We start from the raw sequence: 8557 nt of genomic DNA, 5'->3' as shown, positions 1-8557 counted from the left end.
TTTTTATTTATCCAACCTTGACTCAGATGTTTTGTGCTTCATTCGGCACAATAACAGCGGCATGATTACCCTTTGGACCCTGTTGAAGCTCAAACTGCACAGCTTGACCCGCTTTCAGGGTTCTGTAACCTTCCATTTGAATGGTGGAGTAGTGGGCGAAGATATCGTCACCGCCCCCTTCCGGACAGATAAACCCAAATCCTTTTGCGTTGTTAAACCACTTGACTGTTCCGGTTGCCATACATCTACATCCTTTTATTGATTACCCTAAAGTCGTTGAGTAACCTGCACCAGCCCATTATAACTAGAGATATCAGCCTAATAATGGTGGGGCGCCGATTAGCAAGTAACCAATTTAGTCCAACTGATGGTCGAGTCAAGAAGTTGTTAACAAGTCATGTGATCCAGTTAACAACTCTATTGACAGCCTGACGCCAGGCGGTAGTAATCTAGAGGTACCCAAGCACAATCATGAGTAAGCAAAAAGAACTCTTTGTTAATGAAGAGATTGCGCAGTCCGAGAAGACCAAGCTGCAGCCGCCATCCATGTACAAGGTGCTGCTCAATAATGATGACTACACCCCGATGGAGTTCGTGGTTGAAGTCTTGCAGCGGTTCTTCCGGATGGATCTGGATAAGGCTACCCAGATCATGCTGAGTGTGCATTATAGTGGTAAGGGAGTCTGTGGCACCTTCACCGCCGAGATAGCGGAGACCAAGGTGGTCCAGGTCAATACCTATTCACGTAATAACGAACATCCACTGCTATGTACGATGGAAAAGGCCTAAACGACATGACGTGATGACAGAACGACACCACATTGTTGCTGTACTTAGGGGAGGTGCCTATGTTGAACAAAGAGCTAGAGAAGACGCTGAACGAGGCTTTCAAGCTCGCTCGCGATGAGCGTCACGAATTCATGACCGTTGAGCACCTGTTGTTGGCCCTGCTGGATAACAGCTCAGCCCACGAGGCCTTGAGTTCATGTGGTGCGGATGTGGAATTGATGCGCAAGGAGATCGCCGCCTTCATCAATCAGACCACACCGTTAATTGCCGCCGATGACGAAAACAGAGAAACCCAGCCAACTCTAGGTTTCCAGCGTGTGCTGCAACGTGCAGTATTCCACGTGCAATCTTCGGGTCATACCGAAGTCAGTGGTGCCAACGTGCTGGTGGCCATCTTCAGTGAGCAGGAGTCCCAGGCTGCTTACTTCCTGAAAAAATCCGACATCAGCCGACTGGATGTGGTCAATTTCCTCTCCCATGGTGTGCGCAAAGACAACAAACCAGACACCCCGCAAAACAATGCCGATGCTGACGATGATGTTTCAGCCGCCCAGATAGAGAGCTTTGCCACTAACCTCAACCAGCTGGTGCTGGAGGGACGAATAGATCCCTTGATTGGTCGCGATCAGGAGCTGAGCCGCACCATCCAGGTATTGTGCCGCCGCCGTAAAAACAACCCCTTGTTGGTCGGGGAAGCCGGCGTGGGCAAGACTGCCATCGCCGAGGGTTTGGCTTATCGCATCGTCAAGGGGGATGTGCCTGAAGTCATTGCCGGCAGCACCATCTATTCCCTGGATATGGGATCCCTATTGGCCGGTACCAAGTATCGTGGTGACTTCGAGAAGCGCCTCAAGGTGCTGCTCAAACAGATTGAGCGCCAGGAAGGAGCCATTCTGTTTATCGACGAAATACACACCATCATAGGTGCAGGGGCGGCATCCGGTGGTCAGCTGGATGCGGCCAACTTGATCAAGCCTCTGCTTTCCAATGGTCTGCTGCGTTGCGTGGGTTCAACCACCTACCAGGAATATGCCCAGATCTTCGAGAAAGATCGCGCCTTGGCGCGCCGCTTCCAAAAGATAGACATCGTAGAACCGACCATAGATGACACGACTCGCATCCTGATGGGTCTCAAGAGTCGCTACGAGGCGCATCATAGTGTGCGCTATACCGCCAAGGCCATTCGGGCTGCAGCCGAGCTCTCAGCCAAGTACATCAATGATCGCCATCTGCCGGACAAAGCCATTGATGTGATCGATGAAGCTGGGGCGGGGCAGCGTATGCTGCCAGTGAGCAAGCGCAAGAAAGTGATCAATGTGGCCGAGATTGAATCCATCGTGGCCAAGATAGCGCGTATTCCGGAAAAATCTGTTTCCTCTTCCGATAAGGAGGTGCTCAAAAATCTGGAGCGCAACCTCAAGATGGTGGTATTTGGTCAAGATAAGGCCATTTCGGTGTTGACCGATGCCATTCGTCTCTCTCGTTCAGGGTTGGGGAATGAGCGTCGTCCTGTCGGTTGCTTCCTGTTTGCTGGCCCAACAGGGGTGGGAAAAACAGAAGTCACCCAGCAGCTCGGGAAGGCGCTTGGAGTCGAGATGCTGCGCTTTGACATGTCGGAATACATGGAGCGTCATACTGTCTCCAGGCTGATTGGTGCACCGCCCGGCTATGTTGGTTTTGAACAAGGGGGCCTGTTGACTGATTCAGTGATCAAACATCCCCATGCCGTATTGTTGCTTGATGAGATAGAGAAGGCGCACCCGGATGTGTTCAACTTGTTGCTGCAGGTCATGGACAATGGGACTCTTACCGATAATAACGGTCGCAAGGCAGATTTTCGCAACATCATCTTGGTGATGACCACCAATGCGGGTGTCCAGGAGACTCAGCGAAAGTCCATTGGCTTCCAGCAGCAGGATCTCAGCCACGACGCCATGGAGGTGATCAACAAGACGTTCAGCCCAGAGTTCCGTAACCGGCTTGATCACACTATCTGGTTTAACCATCTGGATATGGCGGTGATCTACCAAGTGGTCGACAAGTTCATCGTCGAACTTCAGGTACAGCTGGACGCCAAGGGAGTATCCCTTGAGATATCGGAAGGTGCCCGTCACTGGTTGGCTGAGAAGGGCTATGACAGGGCGATGGGCGCTAGACCCATGGGGCGGGTCATTCAGGAGCACCTCAAGAAACCCCTGGCCAATGAGATCCTGTTTGGTTCACTGGTCGATGGGGGTATCGTCAAGGTTGAAGTAGTAAATGATAGCCTCAGCTTCGATTTTCAGGTCGATGTTGAAGCCGTGCCTCACTAAATAGAAACCACGAAACGACAAAAAACCCAACCATCAGGTGGGGTTTTTTGCTGAATTCCTGGCTTAGCGAGAGCGGAAAACAATACGACCCTTGGAGAGATCGTAGGGAGTCAGAGCGACTGTCACCTTGTCGCCAGTCAGGATACGAATGTAGTTTTTGCGCATCTTGCCGGAAATGTGAGCGATAACCACGTGACCATTCTCCAGTTCCACACGGAACATGGTATTGGGCAGGGTTTCCAAGATAGTGCCCTGCATCTCAATACTGTCTTCTTTAGCCATTGAATCCTCTTGATAAGCCACAACAAAAATCCGCTGGATCATGCCGGATTTAAGCCAATGTGTAAAGTTTACTCGGGCTTGGTGGCGATATTTTTCCATTCACCCTTAATAAGTCGCTCATGGGGCAGGAAACGACTCTTGTATTTCATCTTGCGGCACTCCTCAACGTGATAGCCCAAATAGAGCCAGTGACGGCCAGTTCGCCGCCCCAGATCCAGCTGGCTCAAGATGGCAAAGGTGCCGATAGATCGATCGGCAAAGGAGGGGTCGAAGAAGGTATACATGGCGCTCAAGGCGTGGGGCAGGAGATCCGTGACTGCCACACCGATAAGCCGGTTATTCTGATGGATCTCGAGATAGAGCGGCGGCATCCAGTCACAATGCAAGAAGCCCTTGTATTGGTTGCGGCTGGGAGGATACATGCTGCCGTCCCGGTGTCGCTGGCGGATATAGCGTTCATACAGCTGATAATATTCGGGCTTATCGTCATAGCTAAGCACCAGGGAGAGGTCCCGGTTTTGTTGCAGGATCCGCTTCTGGCTGCGACTCGCTACAAACTGCTCGCTGTGGATACGCAGAGACTGACAGGCGTTGCAGCTCGGACAGTGGGGGCGATATATGTCATTGCCGCTGCGGCGAAAGCCAGCGGTCAACAAGCGCTCGTAACCATGAGCATTGAGCAGGTCGTTATCCATCAGTACCAGCAACTGCTCCTGTTGATGTTCCAGATAGCTGCAGGCATGTTTGGGAGTCAGGCCGACTTTGAGGATCACTTCTTCAGTCATAGGTTGATGGACCTCGTTTGCCAGCATCCTTCACGCAGTGGTTGCTGTCGCAGTGTCGCCAGCGCCGCCAAAAACTGGCTACGGGGCCACTCTTCGATGCCCAGGGTAGCCAGGAAGCTGTTTTGCATCTGGCAGTCAATGAGGGCCCCGCGTGGCATTCAAAATGGCGGCACAAGGCCCACATGGCCACTTTTGCACCGTTATCTATACGGCTGAACATGGATTCGCCACAGAAGAGGCGACCGACGGCGATACCATAGAGCCCCGCCTGCAACTGCCCGTCTTGCCACACTTCGATGGAGTGAGCGTGCCCCTGACGATGCAGCGCTTGGTAGGCCGCTATCATCTCATCGCTGATCCAGGTACCACTGGCGGTGGGCCTGGGGGCGGCGCAGGCGGCGATAACCTGATTAAAGGCGCGATTGATGGAAATATCGAATGAATGACGACGCAAAAACTTTTTCAGACTACGCCCGACATGCAGGCGTGAGGGAACTATTACTCCACGGGGGTCCGGCGACCACCATAGCAGGGCCTGATGGGGTTCATTCCATGGAAAGATCCCGTTGTGGTAAGCTGCGAGCAGACGAGGAGGGGAGAGATCGCCCCCGATCGCCAGCAGGCCATTGGGTTCATCCAGAGCGTGTTTGGGGTGGGGGAACCGGGTCGGCTCATCATCCAGTTGGGTCAGGTAACAAGACATAGCATCGAGAGGTTTCATAGATGAAGGCCATTATCCTGATAGTATCCAGCCTGCTGTGCTTTGTCACGGTGCAGGCCAGTGCCGAGGTCTATCAACGCAATACGGCGCGGCCGGTCAACCAGGTGGTATTTGGTCAGGTCGAGACGATGCGCAACATCACCCAGCGTCAGGTGATTGAGTCTGAACAATCCGGCTGGAAGACGTTGGGTGGGGCACTCATCGGGGGCTTGCTTGGCAACCAGTTTGGCGGCGGTCATGGCCGGGAGATAGCCACCGCGGTGGGGGCCTTGGCGGGTGCCGGTGCGGCGCAATATTACCAGTCCGGCACTGAGGTGGTGGAGAACAAACTGGTGGAGCTGCTGATCCGCAATGATCAGGGGGCACTGGTCAATGTCATTCAGGATTTTGATTCGAGCATGGTCTTCGCCCAGGGCGATAAGGTTCGTATCCTTTACTTTGATGATGGAGTGCGGGTCGACAAGACTTATTGAATGCTCGCCTCGCGCAAGATATCCCCAGAGTCGTCAGCCTCTGTCGCTGAGCTGAGTAGTAGACAAGCGCGGTGTGGGCCGATGAAGAAGGGCAGCGTGCGGGCTAGAGGGCGATACGCGTATCCTGGAGACAACAAAGGCATGCCGGGGCATGCCTTTGTCATTTTCATCACCTGCCCCTACTGGGACTGGCGGCACTTACTGTGCATCGAGGAAGCGTTCAGCATCCAGGGCGGCCATGCAACCAGTCCCGGCCGAGGTGATGGCCTGACGGTAGTTGTGGTCGGCCACGTCGCCTGCGGCGAATACGCCTTCAATGCTGGTTTGAGTGGCGAAACCTTGCAGACCGCCGCGTACCAGCAGATAGCCATTCTCCATGGCCAGCTGGCCTTCGAAGATCTGGGTGTTCGGCTGATGACCAATGGCGATGAAGACTCCCATCAGCGGCAGCTCAGAGGTGCTGTCATCCTTGGTGCTGCGCAGCCGGATGCCGGTCACACCCATGTCGTCGCCCAGCACTTCGTCCAGGGTCTGATAGGTGTGCAGCACTATGTTGCCACTGGCTACCTTGTCATGCAGGCGCTTGATCAGGATCTTCTCGGCGCGGAACTCGTCGCGACGATGGACCAGATGCACCTTCTTGGCGATGTTCGCCAGATAGAGGGCCTCTTCCACGGCGGTATTGCCGCCGCCAATGACGGCCACTTCCTGATTGCGATAGAAGAAGCCATCACAGGTGGCGCAGGCGGAGACGCCGCGCCCCTTGAAGGCCTCTTCAGAAGGCAGACCCAGGTATTTGGCAGAGGCGCCGGTGGCGATGATCAGGGCATCACAGCTGTACTCGCTGCTGTCGCCCTTGAGGCGGAACGGGCGCTCATTCAGGGACACCTCGTTGATGTGATCGAACAGGATGCGAGTATCAAATTTTTCCGCATGCTCTTTCATTCGCTCCATCAACGCAGGACCGGTCAGTCCTTCCGCATCACCGGGCCAGTTCTCCACTTCCGTGGTGGTGGTCAGCTGACCGCCTTGCTGCATGCCGGTGACCAGCAGTGGATTGAGGTTGGCACGGGCTGCGTAGACGGCGGCCGTGTAGCCTGCCGGGCCTGAGCCCAGGATCAGCAGCTTGCTGTGAATGACTTCGCTCATGGTGTGATTTCCGAGACGTAATGAGTTTGCGCGATTGTAGGGAATTCGTGATCCAGGGTCAAAGGGCAGTGCATCGATTGTGTTAATCGATAGTCGGTGCGGGCTGGCGCGTGTTCGGACATCAAAAACCGCCCATCGCGGGCGTTTTTCACTCTTCGCTACTTGCTGGCAAGCGGGATCTGTCCAACAGGGTCTGGGAATGGGTGACGACAAGGCCGTGGGCTTTGGCAGAGAACCATTTACCGCCATCGGGTTCAGGCCGTTGATCAGGTGGTTGTCGGCAAGCAGGGCGGCTTTAGTCGCCTTTATCTGCCAGACGGATGAGGAAGGGCAGGGTAGCGTTGTTGAGGGCCAAGGTAGCGGTACGAGCCACGGCGCCCGGCCTGTCGGTCACGCAATACCGCATCAGCTTGTCGTGCATAAACGTGGTCTCCTGGTGCGCTGCTGCATGGGATGTCTCTATGCAGCCACATTGATAGATGGTGACATCGACGGTGGCCGAACCATGGCTTCATGGCGGCAGTACGTTCACGGGTGACAAGTTTCGGCGCAGTGACGCCTGGACACCGGCGTGAATAGACATGCGATCGGCGATGCCGGACATGGCGACCAGCGAAGGCAGACCACCCCAGGCATCGCTGACTGGCGGGTAAGCGATGCAGAACAGAGCGCAGTTGCCAGCACAGGGGGCTGGGGCAGGCTCGGCACCAGAGGGCGGTGTAGGTAAATGGCACTTGGTGGGGTCATTGGATGGTGCTTGGCTGCATGGGCTCTTTGACCCCGACTGTCATCTGCGACGTTGCAAAAATATCAGCAGCAGCGGCCAATATTTCGGCGCCAGCAGCGTGATAGTCTGCGTCAGTGAAGCCGATGCCAGTTCCTGCGCCGCGTTGGACGAAAACAGTATGGTTTCGTGCTGCCAGTTCACGTACACTGGCCAGACCCATGCTTACGCGATATTCATGGTTTTTTATTTCTTTAGGTACACCGATAATCTTGCTCCCCCCTTGTCTATAGATCGGTGTTTTATGTTGCCCCGTTGTCGGGCAACATGTGCGCCTCTCATATTCAGGTATTGACAGGATTTGTGACCATAATTATAAAATGACTGGTGATTCTTACCAAAAAATAGCCAAAGGATGGAATAAAATGATGGAAGCTAAGAGTCGGCTAAAGGATTTGGACAGGATTGATCGCAACATTCTCAATGAACTGCAAAAGGATGGCAGGATTTCGAATGTTGAGTTGTCCAAACGAGTTGGCCTGAGTCCCACACCCTGTCTGGAACGGGTTCGTCGCCTGGAGCGACAAGGCTATATCGAAGGATATGCCGCTATTCTGAACCCTCATTATCTGGATGCTTCTCTGCTGGTGTTTGTGGAAATCACCCTGAACCGGGGCGCCCCGGACGTGTTTGAACAGTTCAATAAGGCGGTTCAAGTACTCGAAGAGATCCAGGAGTGTCATCTGGTCTCCGGTGATTTCGATTACCTGCTCAAAACCCGCGTCAGCGACATGTCTGCCTACCGCCGTCTGCTTGGGGAAACCCTGTTGCGACTGCCTGGCGTCAACGACACGCGCACCTATGTGGTGATGGAAGAAGTTAAACAGAGCAGTCGTCTGGTAATTAGTACCCGATAGAGTATTTTGTGCTGTGATGTGACAAGCAATTGATGCATCATAAAATGAGAAACGAGCGGCCAGGCCGCTCGTTTCTGCTTGTCGAGTCTGTCGCATCAATGGCTGGGCAGGCTGACAAGTGATAGGTTTTTCAGGGATACTGGGCCCCCTTGTCCCACGCGTTATCATGTTTTTCAGAAAGGAGCCGGAGTTTGGCCGAGAAAAAGCTGTTTACTCCTTTATCAGGCACCCAACGGATCTTCGAAGCCGTCTTGATCGCCATCACACTGCTGGCTGCCTACCTCTTGCTTGCCCTGCTCACCTACCACCCTGCCGATCCCGGCTGGTCCCAGACCTCCTGGGAAGGGGATGTGAAGAATCTGGCAGGTAGCGCCGGTGCCTGGATAGCCGATATCACCATGTTCA

11 protein-coding genes and 1 pseudogene are annotated in these 8557 nt (G+C 54.2%); 5 read left to right on the top strand and 7 right to left on the bottom strand.

The genetic code is table 11. From position 1 onward, the window contains the following. Positions 1–22 precede the first annotated feature (22 nt). Positions 23–241, bottom strand: coding sequence for a cold shock-like protein CspD (gene cspD / locus G113_RS16980; RefSeq protein ID WP_005907684.1), 219 nt, complete (start codon positions 239–241; stop codon positions 23–25). 230 nt (positions 242–471) lie between these two features. Here cspD and clpS point away from each other — a divergent pair, with 230 nt between their 5' ends. After that, entirely contained in the window at positions 472–789 is a 318-nt protein-coding gene (gene clpS / locus G113_RS16975) for an ATP-dependent Clp protease adapter ClpS (protein WP_005907683.1), read from the top strand. 59 nt (positions 790–848) lie between these two features. After that, the gene (gene clpA, locus G113_RS16970) at positions 849–3101 is read left to right on the top strand and encodes an ATP-dependent Clp protease ATP-binding subunit ClpA (RefSeq protein ID WP_005907682.1); all 2253 of its coding nucleotides are present in this window, start codon (positions 849–851) and stop codon (positions 3099–3101) included. A 63-nt stretch (positions 3102–3164) separates the two neighbouring features. Here clpA and infA read toward each other — a convergent pair whose 3' ends face one another. From infA to aat, 3 genes and pseudogenes are all read right to left on the bottom strand, one after another. Continuing rightward, positions 3165–3383, bottom strand: a complete 219-nt coding sequence (gene infA / locus G113_RS16965; RefSeq protein ID WP_005300033.1) for a translation initiation factor IF-1 — start codon at positions 3381–3383, stop codon at positions 3165–3167. Between the two features lie 68 nt (positions 3384–3451). Then, positions 3452–4168, bottom strand: coding sequence for an arginyltransferase (locus G113_RS16960; RefSeq protein ID WP_005907681.1), 717 nt, complete (start codon positions 4166–4168; stop codon positions 3452–3454). After that, positions 4165–4871: pseudogene (gene aat / locus G113_RS20750) on the bottom strand (leucyl/phenylalanyl-tRNA--protein transferase). The gene G113_RS16960 and the pseudogene aat overlap by 4 nt, the downstream one beginning before the upstream one ends. A 20-nt stretch (positions 4872–4891) precedes the next feature. On the opposite strand from aat, the gene G113_RS16950 reads away from it, so the two are divergent. Next, on the top strand, positions 4892–5362 hold the full coding sequence (locus tag G113_RS16950; protein ID WP_005907676.1) for an outer membrane lipoprotein: 471 nt from the start codon (positions 4892–4894) through the stop codon (positions 5360–5362). A 198-nt stretch (positions 5363–5560) separates the two neighbouring features. Here the strand turns inward: G113_RS16950 and trxB are convergent, their stop codons facing one another. The 3 genes from trxB to G113_RS21645 all read right to left on the bottom strand — a co-directional run bounded on the left by trxB (position 5561) and on the right by G113_RS21645 (position 7458). Then, positions 5561–6511 (bottom strand): thioredoxin-disulfide reductase, encoded by a 951-nt coding sequence (gene trxB, locus G113_RS16945; protein WP_005907674.1) that lies wholly within the window; start codon positions 6509–6511, stop codon positions 5561–5563. 295 nt (positions 6512–6806) lie between these two features. Then, positions 6807–6974 (bottom strand): hypothetical protein, encoded by a 168-nt coding sequence (locus tag G113_RS21650; protein ID WP_236611798.1) that lies wholly within the window; start codon positions 6972–6974, stop codon positions 6807–6809. A 280-nt stretch (positions 6975–7254) separates the two neighbouring features. Then, positions 7255–7458 carry an alanine dehydrogenase gene (locus G113_RS21645; protein WP_005907672.1) on the bottom strand — a complete coding sequence of 68 codons (204 nt, stop codon included), beginning with the start codon at positions 7456–7458 and terminating at the stop codon, positions 7255–7257. 202 nt (positions 7459–7660) lie between these two features. Between G113_RS21645 and lrp the strand changes: the two genes are divergently transcribed. Both lrp and G113_RS16930 read left to right on the top strand, forming a co-directional pair. Continuing rightward, on the top strand, positions 7661–8152 hold the full coding sequence (lrp, locus tag G113_RS16935; RefSeq protein WP_005300047.1) for a leucine-responsive transcriptional regulator Lrp: 492 nt from the start codon (positions 7661–7663) through the stop codon (positions 8150–8152). A gap of 191 nt (positions 8153–8343) precedes the next feature. Further along, positions 8344–8557, top strand: a 214-nt coding sequence (locus G113_RS16930) for a DNA translocase FtsK 4TM domain-containing protein (RefSeq protein WP_005907667.1), incomplete at its 3' end; no start/stop codon positions are given.

Source organism: Aeromonas molluscorum 848 (assembly GCF_000388115.1).
GTDB classification, from domain to species: Bacteria; Pseudomonadota; Gammaproteobacteria; order Enterobacterales; family Aeromonadaceae; genus Aeromonas; species Aeromonas molluscorum.
This window is presented reverse-complemented; position numbering and strand designations above follow the sequence as displayed.